We start from the raw sequence: 16,831 nt of genomic DNA, 5'->3' as shown, positions 1-16,831 counted from the left end.
AGGTAATTGAACATGATTGTCATTTGACATTGGGTGTGGAGAAGGAGGCGGCGGGGCTCGTGAGCGAGGCGACTCGACCGGACGGCACGGAGACCGGGGCGTGGGAGGACACCGACGTCCTGGCGGCCGTGGCGGCAGCGGTCGACCTACCACCGGAGGAGATCGGTGCCGACACCGACCTGTTCGAACTCGGCCTGGACTCCCTGGCCCTGATCCGGCTCGCCGCCGACTGGCGCCGCCGGGGCCTGCGGGTCGGGTTCGAGGAGCTGGCCGGAGAGCCGACCCTCGCGCACTGGAGGCGCCTGCTGACGGCCGCCCGCGCCGCCGCGCCGGGGGAGGAGGGCGACGCGGCGCGAACGGGCGCGGCGGCAACGGGCGCGGCGGAACCCGGCGCCGGGGACGACGCGTTCCCGCTCGCGGTCATGCAGCACGCCTACTGGATCGGACGGCAGGACGACCAGCCGCTCGGCGGGGTCGGCGCGCACTTCTACGCCGAACTCGACGGCACGAGCGTCGATCCCGGCCGCCTCGGCCGCGCCGTGCGCCAACTGCGCCAGCGCCACGAGACGTTGCGCATCACCGTCCTCGACGACGGGCGGCAGCGCGTTCTGGAGGAGCCCGCGCGACGGGACGTCACCGTGCACGACTTCACCGCCCTGCCCGCCGACGAGGCGGCGAAGGCCCTGCTGCGGCTGCGGGATCAGTACACCCACCGCAGGATGGACGTGGAACGCGGCGAGGTGTTCGACGTCGCGCTCAGCCTGCTCCCCGGCGGCGCCACCCGGCTGCACATCGACCTGGACATGGTCGCCGCCGACGCCGCCAGCATGCGCGTGCTGCTGCGCGACCTGCGCCACCTCTACGCGCGGCCCGACGAGCCGCTGCCCCCCATCCGCGAGAGCTACCGCGCCCACCTGCCCGCCGCGCGGGCCGACCGCGCCGCCGACCGGGCCGCCGCCCGCGACTGGTGGCGCGAGCGGCTGCACACCCTGCCGCCGCCGCCCCGGCTGCCGACCGTCATCGACCCCCTCGACCCCGGCTCGTCCGACGCCCGCTACCACCGCACCACGCGGCTGCACCACCACCTGACGGCCGAGCGCACCCGCGTGCTGCACGAGCGCGCCAGGCGGCACCGGCTCACCCCGACCGCGGTGCTGACCGCCGTGTTCGCCGAGGTGCTGGCCGCGTGGAGCGCCGAACCCCGGTTCCTGCTCAACATCCCGCTGTTCCAGCGCGACCTCGGCCGCCCGGGCGCCGACCTGCTCGTCGGCGACTTCAGCAGCTCGGTCCTGCTCGACGTCGACCTCACCGAGGAGCGGCCGTTCGCCGAGGTCGCCCGGCACGTGCAGGACGGGCTGCGCGCCACCATCGCCCGCGGCGCCTACTCCGGCGTCGAGGTGCTGCGCGACCTCGCCCGCGCCGCGGGCGGCACGCCCGTGCTCGCGCCCGTCGTGTACACCAGCGCCCTCGGCCTCGGTGAGATCTACGACGGCGGGGTGCGGGAGACGTTCGGTGAGCCCTCCTGGATCATCTCCCAGGGCCCGCAGGTCTGGCTCGACGCGCAGGTCACCGAGTTCGACGGCGGCCTCCTGCTCAACTGGGACGTCAGGGAGGCCCTGTTCGAGGCCGGCGTGCCGGCCGCCGCGTTCGGCGCCTACCGCGGCCTCATCGAGACCCTGCTCGACGACGAGGACGCCTGGGCCCGCCCGGTCGGCCCCCAACTCCCCGCCGCGCAGCGCGAGAACCGCGACCGGGTCAACGCCACCGACGCGCCGCTCCCCACCGGCCTGCTGCACGAGGGCTTCCACCGCGCGGCGCTGCGCGCCCCCGGCGGCACCGCGCTCGTCGACGTCACCGGCAGGCCCGTCACCTACGGCGAACTCGCGGACCGGGCCGGCCGCGTCACCGCGCTCCTCAACCGCGCCGGCGTGCGCCCGGGCGACTCCGTCGCCGTCCGCCTGCCCAGGGGCGCCGGGCAGGTCGCCGCCGTACTCGGCGTGCTGGGCGCGGGCGCGACCTACGTGCCCGTCGGCGTGGGGCAGCCGGCCGAACGCGCGGCGCGCATCGTGCGCGGCGCCTCGGCCGTCGCCGTGCTCACCGACGAGAAGCGGGCCGCGGCGGCCGGCCCGGCGCCGCGCGTGCTCACCCTCGAAGCGGCCGAAGGACTCGACCCCGCGCCCCCGCTGCTCGACCAGCCGCTCGACACGGTCGCCTACACCCTGTTCACCTCGGGCTCCACCGGCCGGCCCAAGGGCGTGGACGTCTCCCACGGCGCCGCCGTCCAGACCATCACCGCGCTGGGCGAGCGCTACGGCACCGGCCCCGCCGACCGCGGACTCGCCCTGGCCGAGCTGGACTTCGACATGTCGGTCTACGACCTGTTCGCGCCCCTGTCCGCGGGCGGCTCCGCCGTGCTGATCGACGAGGAGTCGCGGCGCGACGCCGAGCACTGGTGCCGGCTGGTCCGCGAGCACGGCGTCACGTTCGTCAACTGCGTGCCCGCGCTGCTCGACATGCTGCTGACGGCGGCCGAGGCGCACCCGGCGGGACTCGGGGACACCCTGCGCCTGGTGCTCCTCGGCGGCGACTGGGTCGGCCTCGACCAGCCGGGCCGGCTGCGCGCCCTGGCCCCCGCCGCCCGCTGCGTCGCCCTGGGCGGCATGACCGAGGCCGCCGTGCACTCCACCGTCTTCGATATCGACGAGGTCGACCCGGCGTGGACCTCGATCCCCTGGGGCGTGCCGCTGCCCAACGTCCGCGCCCGCGTCGTCGACACGCGCGGCCGGGACTGCCCCGACCAGGTCGCGGGCGAGCTGTGGATCGGCGGCGCCGCCCTCGCGGAGGGCTACCGAGGCGACCCCGGGCGCACCGCCGACCGCTTCGTGCGCCACGAGGGGCGCCGCTGGTACCGGACGGGGGACCGGGCCCGCTACCGCCCCGACGGGACCCTCCAGTTCCTCGGCCGCGCCGACCACCAGGTCAAGCTGCGCGGCCACCGCATCGAACTCGGCGAGGTCGAGGCCGCCGCCGCGAGCCGCCCCGACGTGTCGGCGTGCGTCGCGCTGGTCACCGGAACGCCCGCGCGCCTGGCGCTCGTCGCCGCCGGAGGGCCGGAAGGGCCGCCGTCCGAGGCCGCGTTGCGCGAGACGCTGACCGGGCTGCTGCCCGCCTACATGGTCCCGGCCCGGCTCGTCCTCGTCGACGCCCTCCCGCTCACCCTCAACGGCAAACCCGACCGGGCGCGGGCCGCGGCCCTGGCCGGGGCGGGCGAGGCGGCCGGGGAGCGGCGCGCGGAGGCGCCCGCAGGCTGGGCCGAGACCGTGCTCGCCGAGGCGTGGTCGGAGCTGCTCGGCGTCCGGGACGTCGGCCGCCACGACGACTTCTTCGCCCTCGGCGGCGACTCCCTGCTCGCCACCCGCCTGATCGCCGCACTCCGCGCGCGCGGCGCCGGGGGCGCCCGCGTGGCCCGGCTGTTCGCCGCCCCGCGCCTGGCCGACTTCGCGGCCGACCTGGTGCGCGAACAGGCGGCCGTCGCCGCCCTGGGCACGGGCGACCCGGCCCGCGCGCACGAACCGTTCCCGCCCACCGACGTGCAGCGCGCGTTCTGGATCGGCCGGGACGACCGGCTGCCGCTGGGCGGCGTGGGCACGTGGCACTACAGCGAGTTCGACGGCGAGGACGTCGACCTCGGCCGCGTGGAGCGCGCCTGGCGCCTGCTGATCGACCGCCACGACATGCTGCGCGCGGTCCTCGACGAGGACGGGCGGCAGCGCGTGCTGCCCGGCGTCCCGCCGTTCACGGTCCACGTCACCGAGGTGGCGACGGAGGCCGAGGCGCCCGCCGCGCTGGAACGGCTGCGCGCCGCGTGCTCGCACCGCGCGCTCGACCTGACGACGTGGCCGCTGTTCGACATCCGGGCCGTGCGCTACCCGCGCGCGGGCTGCACCCGCACCCGGCTGGCGCTCGGCCTCGACTACATCGTCCTCGACGGCGCCTCCATCATGATCCTGCACAGCGAACTCGACACGCTGTACCGCGACCCTGACGCCCAACTCCCGCCCATCGACGTCTCGTTCCGCGACTACGTCCTCGGTGCCGTCCCGGACGCGGATGCGGTGGAACGGGCCCGCGCCTACTGGCTGCGCCGGCTCGACGACCTGCCCCCCGCGCCCGAACTGCCGCTCGCCGGCGACCCGGCGGCGCTCGCCCGCCCCCGGTTCACCCGCCGCGACCGGCCGCTGCCCGCCGACCGGTGGGAGATCCTGCGGGACCGGGCGAGGCGGCACGGCCTGACGCCCTCGGCGGTGCTGCTGCTCGCCTACGTCGAGGTGCTGGCGGCCTGGAGCGACCAGGACGGCGTCACGGTCAACCTCACCCTGTTCAACCGGCAGCCGGTGCACCCGCACATCGACCGCGTCGTCGGCGACTTCACCTCCGTCTCCCTGATCGGCCACCGGCCGCGCCCGGGCGAGAACTGGCTGGACGCCGCGCACCGGCTCCAGCGCGTCATGGGCGAGGACCTCGACCACAGGGAGGCGTCCGCGATCTGGCTGATGCAGGAACTGGCCCGGCGCACCGGCACCGTCGAGGCGGCCATGCCCGTGGTGTTCAGCAGCACCGTGGGCGTCGGGGACCGGGCGGCCAAGGACCGCTCCGCGGCCTTCCCCGCCAAGGTGTTCGGCCTGACGCAGACCCCGCAGGTGATGCTCGACAACCAGGTGACCGAGTCGCGCGGCGGCGTCATGGTGAGCTGGGACGCCATCGAGGACCTGTTCAGACCCGGCGTGCTCGACGCCATGTTCGACACCTACTGCCGCACGCTCGACGCGCTGGCGGGCCCCGAGTGGGCCGAGGGCCCCCTGCCCCTCGCACCGCCCGCCGTGCCGCACCCGGCAGGGCACCGGCCCGGCGGCCCCGCCGGCCTGCTGCACGGGGACCTGCTGCGGCAGGCCGCCGACCGGCCGGAACGCCCCGCGCTGCTGTGGCCGGGCGGCTCGCTCACCCACGGCCTGCTCGCCGAACGCGCCGCCCGGGTGGCGGCCGGCCTCGCCGCCCACGGCGTGCGGCCGGGAGACGTCGTCGCGCTCCGACTGCCGCACGGCCCCGACCAGGTCGTCGCGGCGCTCGGCGCGCTGCGCGCGGGCGCCGCGTACGTCGCCGCCGGCGCGGACGGCGAGGCCGCGCCCGGCGCGGCCGAACGCCCCCGCGCCGCGGGCGCGGTGCTCGCCGTCGCGGCGGAGGCCGACCCCGCGGCCGGGCCGCGGGCCGTCGCGCTCCGCGACCTGCTCGCCTCGCCGCTCCCGGCCGGGCCGCTGCCAGGCGACCCCGGCGGGCGGCCCGACCCCGACGCCCCCGCCGTCCTCGGCGCCGCGCCCGCGCCGGGGCGTGCGCCGCACGCCCTCAGCCACCGCGCGGCGCACAGCGCCCTCGCGGACCTGCGCGCCCGGTACGCGGTGGGGGAGCGCGACCGGGTCCTGTCGCTGGCCGGCCCCGACTCGGCGCGCTGGACGTTCGACGTCTTCGCCGTCCTCGGCGCGGGCGGCGCGCTCGTGCTGCCGACCGCCGACGGGCCGGACCGTTCCGGCGAACCCGGCCGTTCCGCAGAGCCGGGCCGTTCCGGCGAACCCGACCGTTCCGCAGAGCCGGGCCGTTCCGGCGAACCCGACCGTTCCGCAGACCCAGAGCCTGGCCCCGACCCCGGCGTCTGGGTCCGGCTCGCCGCCGAGCACGGCGTCACCGTCTGGAACGGCACCCCGGCGCAGCTCGACCTGTTCCTGGCCGCCTGCGCGTCCCGGCCCGGCGGGGCGCCGCTCCCCGCCGGGCTGCGGCTCGCCCTGGTCTCGGAGGACCGGGTCGGCCGCGACCTGCCCGGCCGGCTGCGCGCCCTCGCGGGCCGCGACTGCCGGTTCGTGACGCTCGGCGCCGTGCCCGGCTCGCCCGTCTGGGCCGGTGCCGCGGAAACCGGCGCGGAACCGGACCCGGAGCCCGGCGCAACCCCGGCCCCCGGCGCGGACGCGCCGCGCCCGGCGGACGCCGCAGGCGCCCGTTTCCTGCCGCTCGCCGGGCAGCGGTACCGCGTGGCCGACCCGGCGGGACGCGACCGGCCCGCCTGGGTCGCCGGCGAACTGTGGCTCGGCGGCCCCGAGTCGGCCGCCCCGCCGGACGCGACCGGCTGGTACCGCACCGGCGTGCGGGCCAGGCACCGCGAGGACGGCACGCTCGACCTGCTCGGCCCCGAGGACCGGTCCGTCCGGGTCGGCGGCCGGCGCGTCGCGCTCGACGAGGTCGAGGCCGCCGTCGAGTCCCACCCGGGCGTCGCCCGCGCGGCGGTCGCCGCGCTCGGCCCGGCCGGCGACCTCAGGCTGCACGCCGTGGTCGTGCCGGCCGGCGGTGAACCCGCCGACCTGGCCGCCCACGTCGCCGGCCTGCTGTCGCCGCACGCCACGCCCACCCGGTTCGCGTTCACCGACCGGCTCCCGCTGACCCCGGAGGGCCGCGTCGACCTGGCCGCCGTCGCCGCCCTGGCCGAGGCGGCGGCCGGGGCGGCAGGGCCGCCGTCCGGCGCCGTGGAACGCCGCGTCGCGGCCCTCTGGGCCGGGCACGTGGGCGCGGAACCCGGCGACCGGCACGCCAACTTCTTCGCCGAGGGCGGCGACAGCCTCGCCGCGCTGCGGCTCGTCGGGGCCGTCAACGAGGAGTTCGGCACGGACGTACCGGTCCGCGCGTTCCTCGCCGCCCCGACCCCGGCCGACCTCGCGGCGCGGGTCGAGGCCGCCCACAGCACACGTACGACGGAAGAGAGCGGAGTCATATGAACGCCCCGAACACCCGGGACGCGCAGGCCATCGTCACCGACCTGGAGAAGGACGGCATCCGGCTCTGGGAGGAGCACGGCGCTCTCCGCTTCCGCGCGCCCAGGGGCGCACTCACCGAGGAGCGGCGCGCGCTGCTGCGCGCGAACCGCGAGGAGGTCATCGCCCACCTCGCGGAACGCGCCCGCGCCACGCGGCTGACCCCGGACCCCGAGGGCGCGCACCGGCCGTTCCCGCTGACCGACATCCAGGCCGCCTACCTCGTCGGACGCGGCGACGCCTACCGCTACGGCGGCGTCGCCTGCCACGTCTACACCGAACTCGCGCACCCGTCCGGCACCGACCCGGACCGGCTCGGCGCCGCCTGGTGGGCGATCGTGCGACGGCACGACATGCTGCGGGCCGTCGTGCACCCCGACGGGTACCAGGAGGTGCTGCCGGACATGCCCGAGCGGCCCATCCCCGTCACCGACCTGCGCGGCGCCACGGCCGAGGAGGCAGAGCGCCACGTGGCCGCGGTCCGCGCCGAACTGGCCGCCCGGGTCCCGCCCACCGACGTGCCGCCGCTGTTCGAGCTGCGGATGACCCGGCTCGACGACGCGCTGCTCCTGCACCTGTCCATCGACCAGCTGATCGTGGACTACGCCAGCCTGCTCGTCGTCCTCGCGGAACTTGAGGACGCCTACCACGGCAGGCCGCTCGCGCCGCTCGACATCAGGTTCCGCGACTACGTGCTCGCCCGCCGCAAGCAGACGCTGACCGGCGAGTACGCCAAGCACCGCGACTACTGGACCCGGCGGCTGCCCGAGCTGCCCGGCCCGCCGGAACTGCCGCTGGCCGACGACCCGGAGGCGGCCGGGCCGTTCCGCCGCCACGAGACCGTGCTGAGCGCGGCGGAGCGGCAGGCGTTCGAGGCGAACGCCGCGGCCCACGGGCTCACCGCGTCCGCCGCCGCGCTCACCGCCTACGCGGAGGTGATCGGCCGCTGGAGCCGCACGCCCGCGTTCACGCTCAACGTGCCCACGTTCACCCGGCTTCCGCTGCACGAGGACGTCGACCGCCTGGTCGGCGACTTCACCGCCGTCGAACTGCTCGCCGTCGACCTGCGGCCCCGGCAGACCTTCGCGGAACGCGTCAGGACGCTGAGCGCGGGCCTCCTCGACGACCTGGCGCACTCGCTGTTCACCGGCAGCCAGGTGCTCGCGGAACTCGCCAGGCTCCGCGAGACGCGGACGCTGCTGATGCCCGTGGTGTTCACCAGCACCCTCGGCTCGGCCACCACGCGCCGGCCGGCCGCCGAGGTCAGGCACGCGCAGACCCAGACCCCGCAGGTGTGGCTCGACTGCCAGGTCATGGAACGCGGCGAGGAACTGGCCCTGAGCTGGGACGTGCGCGAGGGCGTCCTCGCGGGCGACACCGCCGCCGACCTCTTCGCCGCCTTCGCCGCGCTCATGAGGCGGCTGGCCGCCGACCCCGGCGCCTGGCGCGAACCCGCCGCGACCGAACTGCCGGAGCGCACCCGCGCCGTGCGCGCCCGCGTCAACGACACCGCCGCGCCCGCGCCCCGCGCCCCGCTGCACGACGCGGTGCTCGCCACCGCGCGCCGCGTCCCCGACCGGATCGCGCTCGTCGACCGGGAAGGACCCGTGACGTACGCCGAGCTGATCCGGCACGCGAACGGCGTCGCCAAGGCCCTGACCGCCGCCGGGGCAGGACCGGGCGACATCGTCGCGATCACCATGGACAAGGGCAGGGAGCAGGTCGCGGGCGTGCTCGGCACCCTCCTGGCCGGCGCCGCCTACCTGCCGCTCGACACCACCCAGCCCCCGCTGCGCCGCGCCGCGATCCTCACCGACGCCAAGGCCCGCGTCCTGCTCACCCAGTCGTGGCTGCGCGCCGACGACGACCGGCCGGCGGACATCCCCGCCATCGACGTCGACACCCTCCCCGGCACCGGCACCGCGCCGCCGGCCGCGGGCACCGACCCGGACGCGCCCGCCTACGTCATCTACACCTCGGGGTCGACCGGCGCCCCCAAGGGCGTGGTGATCAGCCACGCCGCCGCGCTGAACACGATCGCCGACATCAACCGCAGGTTCTCCGTCACCGGGCGGGACCGCGTGTTCGCCCTGGCGCAGCTCGGGTTCGACCTGTCCGTGTACGACCTGTTCGGTCCGCTGTCCCTGGGCGCCACCGTCGTGCTGCCCGACCCCGAGCGGCGCGGCGACCCCTCCGCCTGGGCCGAGACCGTCAGGCGCGAGCACGTCACCATCTGGAACTCGGTGCCGGGACAGCTCCAGATGCTGCACGACTACCTGCGCGCCGACGACCCGCCGCTGCCCTCGCTGCGGCTCGCGATGCTCTCGGGCGACTGGATACCCCTCGCCCTCCCCGAGGCCGTCAAGCGCTGGGCGCCCCGCATGGCGACGCACAGCCTCGGCGGGGCGACGGAGGCGTCCATCTGGTCGATCCACCACCCCGTCGACGGGCCGCGCCCCGGCTGGCGGAGCGTTCCGTACGGCACGCCGCTGACCAACCAGACCTTCCACGTCCTCGACTCCGCGCTGCGGCCCCGGCCCGACCTGGTGGCCGGCGACCTCTACATCGGGGGAGCGGGCCTCGCCCTCGGCTACCTCGGGGACGCCGAACGCACCGCCGCCGCCTTCGTGCGGCACCCCGACACCGGTGAACGCCTCTACCGCACCGGCGACATCGGCCGCTACCACCCCGACGGCGTCATCGAGTTCCTCGGCCGGGCCGACACCCAGGTCAAGATCCGCGGTTACCGCATCGAACTGGGCGAGATCCAGGCGGCCGTGGAGTCCCTGCCCGAGACCGGGGCCGCCGCGGTCGTCGTCGCCGGCGGGCGCGGCGACGCGAGCACCGGCTCCTCCCGCACGCTGGCCGCGTTCGTCGAACCCGCCCACCGCGCCGCGCTCCTGCCCGTGCCCGACGCGCTGCGGCCCGCGCTCGACGCGGCCATGCGGGAGGCGGCCGACGGGGTCGACCTGCCCGCGCTGACCGCGTTCCGCGCCGCGCTGAACGAGGCCGCGCTGTCCTCGATGTGCGACACGCTCGCCCCCGCGTTCGCCGGCGCCCCCGGGCCCCGCACCGCCGCGCAGGTCTGCGCCGCGCTCGACGCCGCCCCGGCGCACCACCGCCTCGTCAGGCGCTGGCTGCGCGGCCTGGTGGCGGCCGGCCGCCTGACGGCGGAGGCCGACGGCGGCTACTCCGCCCTGGCCGTGCCGGAGCCGGGTGCCACGGAACGGGCTTGGGAACGCGCCGCGGCCGGCGAGCGCGAAGCCGCGTGGAGCACCGAGCTGTTCGGCGTCGTGCGCGACTGCGCCGCCCACCTGCCCCGCCTGCTCTCCGGCCGGGCCGCGCCCGCCGACCTGCCGTTCTCCGACGCGGCCCCCGGCGCGCTCGCCGCCGCCTACCAGGGCAACCCCGCCGCGCGCGCCCTGCACCGCGTGCTCGTCGCCGGCGTCGCCGCCATCGCCCGCAGCCACCCGGCCGGCACCCCGCTGCGGGTGCTCGAAGTCGGACTGCGCGGCGGCGGCGCCGTGGGCGAACTCGCGCCCGCGCTCGACGGGTTCGACTACGACTACCTGGCGACGGATTCCGCCGCACGGCACCGGGCGCCCGTCGAGCAGCGGTTCGCGGACGAACCGCGCGTGCGCTGCGCCCCGTTCGACCCGGCCGCGGACCCCCGCGCCCAGGGCCTCGCCCCCAACTCCGTGGACGTGCTGGTGTGCGTGGGCGTGCTGGACAACCTCCCCGACGCGGGCGCGGCACTCGACCGGCTGTCGGCCCTGGTCGCCCCGGGCGGCTGGCTGGTGCTGCTGGAGAACACCGACGACGAGGACCACGCCCTGCGGATCTCCACCGAGTTCCTGCCCGAGCACGGCGGCCCGTTCACCGACGCGCGCGCCGAGGGCGAGCGGTCGTTCCTCGACGCCGGGCAGTGGACCGCGTACCTCGAACGCGACGGCGGCCAGGTCGTCGCCGCCTTCCCTACCGGGGAGCAGGCCGCGGCCGGCTACGGGCAGCGGCTGTGGTTCGCGCGCCCCAAGCCCGCGCGCGAGCCGGTCTCGGTGCCCGTACTGGCCGCGCGCTGCGCCGAGTTGCTGCCCGAGTACGCCGTGCCCACCCGGTGGCAGGTGCTCGACCGCCTGCCGCTGACGGCGAACGGGAAGCTGGACCGCGCGCTCATGGAGACCTGGGCGGCGCAGGCCGAGCAGCAGCAGGAGACGACCGCGTCCGGCGTGCCGCGGGACGATCTGGAACGGGCCATCGCGGCGCTGTGGGCCGAACTCCTCGGCATCGACGAGGTCGGCCGCGACGACGACCTGTTCGCGCTCGGCGGCGACTCGCTGCTCGTGGCCCGCATCGTCGGCCGGCTCAGGGACGGCCTCGACGGCGTGGAGGGCGTCGAGTGGGACCTCGAATGGGAGGTCGTCCTGCGCCACCTGCTGCGCCGGCCGACGGTCGCGGGCCTGGCCGACTACCTCAGGGGCGTCTCGGACGCCCCCGAGCACGGCGGCCGGCAGGAGGCGTCCCCGATCGTGGTGCTCGACGAGCCCGCGCAGGGACCCGTCACGGTGCTCGTGCACGCGGGCACCGGCACGCTGCTGCCGTACCGGCCGCTGATCACCGAGCTGCGCGGGCGCCCCGGGGGCCGGACCGGCCTGCTCGGCCTTGAGATCCCGGAACTCGACGCGTTCCTCGGCGCCGACCCGGCCGGGCTCATCGACCGGATCGCCGCCCGGTACGCGCGGGCCCTGCTGGACGCCGGGCACACGGCGTTCGACATCGTCGGCTACTGCGTGGGCGGCGTCATCGCCACCGAAGTGGCCAGGAACCTGGCCGAGTCGGGGGCCGAGGTGCGCAGCCTCACCGTCATCAGCAGCCACAGCCCCACCTTCCGCATCGACGACGAACTGCTCTCCGAGTACTCCTTCGCGCTGATGATGGGCATGGACCTGGCCGCGATCGGCTTCCCCGCCGATCCGCAGCGGGCGGGGGCGGCCGTCGCCGCGGTGCTCGACCGGTCGCCCGACGCGATCGTGGACGGCGCGCTCACCGGCCTCGGCGGCGAACACGCCGACGTCGCCGCCGCGTTCGCCGCGCTGGAGAACGTGCCGAGGATGCGCCGCGTCGCGCGCATGTGCGAGGCACTGCCGCCCGCGCTGGCCGGCACCTACCAGCCGGAGGGCCTGCTGCGGGCGCTGCGCACCTACCAGCAGAGCCTGTACGCGCTCAGCCGGCACCGCGCCGAGCCGTACGCGGGGGACATCACGTTCCTGCGGCACAACGGGGCCTACCCGTTCCCCGGCAGCGCGGACACCATCACCGACCACTGGGCGAAGATCTGCCTCGGCACGCTGCGCACCCGCGACATCCCGGGCGAGCACTTCACCTGCATGACCGGCGGGCACGTGCCGACGGTCGCCGGGCACCTGCGCGACATCATCGAAGGGGAGACGGCATGATCGGCATCCTGGGGGCCTCGGGCGCGGTGGGGCGGCACGCCGTCGCCGCGCTCGCCCGGGCGGGCGCGGGGCCGCTGCGCCTGGGCGCGCGCCGGCCCGGCGCCATCCGCGTCGACCCGGCGTGGCGGGACGCCACCGCCGTGGCGGCGGACGCGGGCGACGCGGACTCGCTCGCGGCGTTCGCCGCCGGCTGCCGCGTCGTCCTCAACTGCGCGGGTCCCAGCTACGCGTTGAAGGACACGGTGGCCAGGGCCGCGCTCGCCGCGGGCGCCGACTACGTCGACGTGCTCGGCGACGACCCGGCGCGCGAGGCACTGCTCGCCGCCGGCGGGCCGCCGCCCGGCCGCACCGTCCTGCTGTCGGCCGGTGTGGTGCCCGGCCTGTCCGCGCTGCTGCACCGCCGGCTGACGGAGCTCTCGGCGGGCGACGCGAGCCCCCCGACGCGGCTGGTCACGTACGCGGGCGGCCTTGAGCCGGCCACGCGCACCGTCGCCGCCGACATCCTGCTGTCCCTGAACGCCGGCGGCGTGGACGGCGAACCGTACGGCCACCCGCTGGCCGCGTGGCGCGAGGGGCGGCGCAGGCCCGGGGTGCTGCGCGTCGACGAGAACGCCGAGGTGCCCTACTACCCCGAACGGGTCGCCGTCCAGCCGCTGCTGACCGCCGAGGTGGAGCGGGGCGCGGCGGCGGCGGGCCTGGCCGAGGCCGACTGGTACAACGTGTTCCCCGGCCGGCAGGTGCGCGCCCTGTTCACCGCCCTGCCGACCCTGCCCGCGGACACCCCGCGGCAGCGCGAGGAAGTGATCGACCGCGTCATCAGGGCGAGCGAGATCGACCTCGCGGGCGCCGACCCCTACTACCGCCTGGTGGTCACGCTGTCGGGCCCCGACCGGTCGAGGACGGCGCACGCGCACACCGACGACAGCTACCGGCTCACCGCCGCCGTCGCCGCCCACGCCGTGCTCGCGGTGCGCGACGGGCGGGTGGCGCCCGGCCTCCACTTCGCCGGCGACGTGCTGGCGCCCCGCGAGGTGATCGACGGGCTCGTCGCGACCGGCGCGGCCGAGGTGGCGATCCACGAGAGCGCGGGCGGCCACGCGGCGCCAGGCGACGGCTTCGGTGGCTCCGGTGACGGCTTCGGTGGCTCGGGTGGCTCCGGCGGCTTCGCGGACGGCTTCGAGGACGGTGCGCTGTGAACGCCCCGCACGAGCGGCCGCTGCGCACGGTGGTGGCCGGCACCAACTTCGGCCGCTTCTACCTCGACGCGGTCCGCGCGCACCCCGGGTTCGAACTCGCGGGCATCCTCGCCAGGGGCAGCGAGCACTCCCGCGACCTGGCGCGGCGGCTGGGCGTGCCCTGCCACACGGATGCCGGCCAGGTGCCCGACGACGTCGACGCGGCCTGCGTGGTGGTCCCCTCCGCGGTCATGGGCGGCGAGGGGAGCGAGCTGGGCACGGCCCTGCTCGACCGGGGCGTGCACGTGCTCCAGGAGCACCCCGTGCACCCCGACGAGCTGGCGGACTCCCTCCGCCTTGCCCGGCGGCGCGGCGTGCGGTTCCGCGTCAACACGCACTACGCGCACGTGGCGCCCGTCCGCCGTTTCATCGAGGCGGCGGGTGAACTGCGCCGCAGGCAGCGGGTGTTGTTCGTGGACGCGGCGGCGCCTGTGCACGTGCTGGCGCCGCTGGTCGACATCCTGGGCCGGGCCCTGGGCGGGCTGCGGCCCTGGCGGCTTGGCGACCCGGCGCCCGTCGCGGACGAGGTGCGTGCCGCGTCCGACGGGCAGGTGCCGGTGCGCACGCTGCACGGCGCGGTCGCCGGGGCCCCGTTGACGCTGCGCGTGCAGAACCAGATCCACCCGGGCGACCGCGACAACCACGCGCTGTTCTGGCACCGCGTCACCATCGGCACCGAGGGCGGCGTGCTCACGCTCGTCGACACCCACGGGCCGGTGCTGTGGCACCCCAGGCTGCACTCCCCGAGGGACGCGGGGCACCGGCTCGTCTTCCGGTCGGGCCCGGGGGCCGAGTCGCTGCGGCTGCCGACCCGGTCGGCCGTCGGCGACCCGGCCGACGAGCCGCGCGACTTCGACGACATCTTCGCCCGGACCTGGCCCGACGCGGTGGCCGAGGCGCTCGGCCTCTTCCGCGACGCGATCCTCGCGGACGAGGACGGGCCGCGGGCCGCCCAGCACGACCTGACCGTCCACCAGGTGTGGCGGGACCTCATGGCGCGCCTCGGGCCGCCCGAGCTGATCCGTCCTGCCGCGCCCACGCCGCTCGCCGTGGCGGACTTGGGGATCGCCACACCCGCCGCACCCGCCGGGTCCGGTCCCGCCGCGCCTCCGGCCCCCGGTCCCGGCGCGGGGTCCGGGGCCGCCGCGGGGGAGGAGGGGCCGGGGGCCGGCTACAGCGGCCCGGCCGAGTTCTTCGACCTCGGCGCGCGGGAGCACACCGGACGCACCGGGCCCGCGGTGGTCGCCTCGCTCGCGGGCCTCGACCACGGGGCCGGCCCGCTGCTGGACATCGGCGCGGGCACGGGCCTGGTCACGCGGCAGATCGCCGCCGCCTACCCCGACTGCCGGATCATCGCGGCGGAACCCGCCGCCGGCATGCGCGCGATCCTCACCGCCAGGCTCACCGAGGACGCGGCGCTCGCGCGGCGGGTGACGGTGCTGCCGGCCGCCGCGAACGACCTGGTCCTGCCCGACCGCATCTCCGGCGTGGTCGCCTGCGGGGTCCTCGGCCACCTCGCCCCGGACCGGCGCCGTTCCCTGCTGCGCGACCTGGCGGCCCGGCTCGCCCCCGGCGCGCCCATCGTCGTGGAGCTGATGGGGATGTACACGCCGGTGTCGATGCCGCCCACCCGGCTGCGGCAGGCGACCCTCGGCGGGCTCAGGTACGAGTGGTGGATGGCGGGCGAACCGGCGGGCGAGGCCCTGATGCGCCTGGACACCACGTGGCGCGTCCTCGACGGCACCGAGGTGGTGCGCGAGGTCCGCGACCACTACCACTGGCACACCGTGGACCTGCCCACGATCGCTGCCGAGGCGGGCCTGACGCTGCACGCGCCACCGCCGCCGCACGGCGGGGCCGTTCCGCACCTGGGCGTGCTGCGCGGTGCGGAACGGCCCGCGGTCACCAGGTGACGAGGACCTGTTCCGGCCCGAAGGCGATCCCTTCGTGCCGGAACCGGATCTCGTGCGGCTCCGCCACCGCCCGCAGGGTCGGCACCCGGTCGATCAGAGTGCCGATGGCAATCGTCAGTTCCAGCCTGGCGATATTCTGCCCCACGCACTGGTGAACGCCGTAGCTGAACGCGACATGCGGTTTTGCCTCGCGTCTGAAATCGATGTCGGAGGGGTGAGGGAAAACACTCTCGTCATGATTTGCTGATGCCAATAGCGGGATGATTCCGTCCCCCGCGGGAATCACCTGGTCCCCGATGCGTATGTCCTCGGTCGCGGTGCGGAGGGCGATCGAGTCGCCCACGGAGAGCGCGCGCAGCAGCTCCTCGACCGCGGCCGGGAGCACGGTGTGGTCGCGCCGCAGTTCCGCGAGCAGCTCGGGGCGCTGGAGCAGCGCGAGCACGCTCAGGGCGATCTGGTTCGTGGTGGTCTCCCAGCCCGCCACGACGAGGATCGCGATCGTGGTGACCAGCTCCTGGCGGGTGACCTCGCCCGGGGCCAGCCGGCCGGCGATCAGCCGGCTCAGCAGGTCCTCGCCCGGGCGCGCCTCGCGCTCGGCGATGATCCCCTCGACCACGTCGCACAGCGCGCCGATGCCCTCGGCCGCGCCCTCGGCGGTGCTCGCGCCGCCGCCGAAGACCTGGGAGCCGAGCGTTCCCGTGACGCGCCGGAACCAGGGGTCGCCGCGCCGCACGCCGATGAGTTCGCACATCACCGTGCTGGAGACGGTGTGCGCGAAGTGGGTGACCAGGTCGACCGGGGGGCCGCCGGCCAGCAGCTCGTCGATGCGCTCGTCCACGACGCGCTGGATGTCCCGGCGCATCAGCCGCGCCTTGCGGACGGTCATCTCGGCGAGCAGCATGCGCCGGAACCGCGTGTGCTCCGGCGGGTCCATCCTGATGAACGGCCGGGTCCGCGCGCCGACTTCCTGCTCGCCCTCGACGAGCGCGGGGAAGTTCGGCCGGCGGATGTCCGCGCTCACCCGGGGGTCGGCGAGCACCGCGCGGACCTCCCGGTGGCCGGTGACCACCCACGCCGTGCGGCCGGTGGGCAGGCGCACCCGCGCGAAGGGCCCCGCAGCGCGCAGCTCCGCGTAGCCGCGCGGCGCGGAGAACGGGCACTCGCGGGCCATGGGGAAGGTCGGGACGGCGGCGTCGGCCGCATGCGGATCACTCATGGTTTTCACATCCTCTGGGACGGCGGAGCCGTCATCCTAACGCCGCGACAGATCGATAGCTATGGCAAAGCAATGAGGGCGGCAATGAGCAGGGGCGAGCGCCGGTAAATCGTTCGGCATTGATTGCCGTTGCGGCGTCCGCTCGGCCATAATGAACGTGTTC

5 protein-coding genes are annotated in these 16,831 nt (G+C 76.5%); 4 read left to right on the top strand and 1 reads right to left on the bottom strand.

Annotated elements, in window-relative coordinates; all coding sequences use genetic code 11:
- Positions 1 to 59: 59 nt before the first annotated feature.
- Genes LC193_RS03290 through LC193_RS03275 form a run of 4 tightly spaced genes read left to right on the top strand, consistent with a single transcriptional unit; the run spans position 60 to position 15,452 of the window.
- Complete coding sequence (locus tag LC193_RS03290; protein WP_226071322.1) at positions 60 to 6,815, top strand: non-ribosomal peptide synthetase; 6,756 nt, start codon at positions 60 to 62, stop codon at positions 6,813 to 6,815.
- Entirely contained in the window at positions 6,812 to 12,304 is a 5,493-nt protein-coding gene (locus LC193_RS03285; protein WP_226071320.1) for a non-ribosomal peptide synthetase, read from the top strand. The genes LC193_RS03290 and LC193_RS03285 overlap by 4 nt, the downstream gene beginning before the upstream one ends.
- Entirely contained in the window at positions 12,301 to 13,500 is a 1,200-nt protein-coding gene (locus LC193_RS03280; protein WP_226071318.1) for an NAD(P)H-binding protein, read from the top strand. The genes LC193_RS03285 and LC193_RS03280 overlap by 4 nt, the downstream gene beginning before the upstream one ends.
- The gene (locus tag LC193_RS03275) at positions 13,497 to 15,452 is read left to right on the top strand and encodes a Gfo/Idh/MocA family oxidoreductase (RefSeq protein WP_226071316.1); all 1,956 of its coding nucleotides are present in this window, start codon (positions 13,497 to 13,499) and stop codon (positions 15,450 to 15,452) included. The genes LC193_RS03280 and LC193_RS03275 overlap by 4 nt, the downstream gene beginning before the upstream one ends.
- Here the strand turns inward: LC193_RS03275 and LC193_RS03270 are convergent.
- Positions 15,442 to 16,668, bottom strand: coding sequence for a cytochrome P450 (locus LC193_RS03270; protein WP_226071314.1), 1,227 nt, complete (start codon positions 16,666 to 16,668; stop codon positions 15,442 to 15,444). The genes LC193_RS03275 and LC193_RS03270 overlap by 11 nt on opposite strands.
- Positions 16,669 to 16,831 lie beyond the last annotated feature (163 nt).

Origin of the sequence: Streptomyces marincola (assembly GCF_020410765.1) — a bacterium.
Taxonomy (GTDB): Bacteria; Actinomycetota; Actinomycetes; order Streptomycetales; family Streptomycetaceae; genus Streptomyces; species Streptomyces marincola.
The sequence above is the reverse complement of the archived record's forward strand: the minus strand, read 5'-3'. Positions and strand labels throughout refer to the sequence as shown.

Coding starts and splice junctions, on each gene's coding strand:
- LC193_RS03270 (WP_226071314.1), bottom strand. CDS start 16,668: ATGAGTGATCCGCATGCGGCCGACGCCGCCGTCCCGACCTTCCCCATG.
- LC193_RS03285 (WP_226071320.1), top strand. CDS start 6,812: ATGAACGCCCCGAACACCCGGGACGCGCAGGCCATCGTCACCGACCTG.
- LC193_RS03280 (WP_226071318.1), top strand. CDS start 12,301: ATGATCGGCATCCTGGGGGCCTCGGGCGCGGTGGGGCGGCACGCCGTC.